The sequence below is a fragment of the Limosilactobacillus pulli genome (assembly GCF_947381555.1).
Classification (GTDB): Bacteria; Bacillota; Bacilli; order Lactobacillales; family Lactobacillaceae; genus Limosilactobacillus; species Limosilactobacillus pulli.
On the sequence record NZ_CANCWQ010000087.1, the window covers coordinates 1 to 439 of the forward strand.

The 439-nt window shown below is 42.4% G+C and carries 1 protein-coding gene; it reads left to right on the forward strand.

What is annotated here, in order from left to right:
* Positions 1-439: transposase (locus QOS03_RS09300; RefSeq protein ID WP_283576196.1), on the forward strand; the 439-nt coding region annotated here is incomplete at both ends.

A 439-nucleotide genomic window follows, 5' to 3' on the forward strand; every position in this document is an offset into this window, starting at 1 on the left:
TCTTTCGCAATCAGTTAGAACAAACCGTCAATACATTACTTCAAGAAGAATTGTCGGCAGTCTTAGGCTACCAACCCTATGAGCGTAACGACAGTTCCGCTCATGGGGACAACGCCAGAAACGGATCGTATCAGCGAACCATCGATACTGAATTTGGACCAATCAATATTACGGTTCCGCGCGATCGTAAGAATAAATTTCGTAACGCTTTATTCGAACCATATTCACGGCGGACAGATACTCTGGAATCGATGATCATTAAAATGTATTCCAAAGGCATCACAACTCGTGAAATCGCTGATTTAGTTGAGCGCATGTATGGCGATTACTATTCACCAACTACCGTTTCAAATATTACTAAGCAAGTTGGCAACTTGGTTGAAGAGTTTCATGACAGGACCTTTAAGCACTCACAGTATGTTTGCGTGTTCTTAGACGC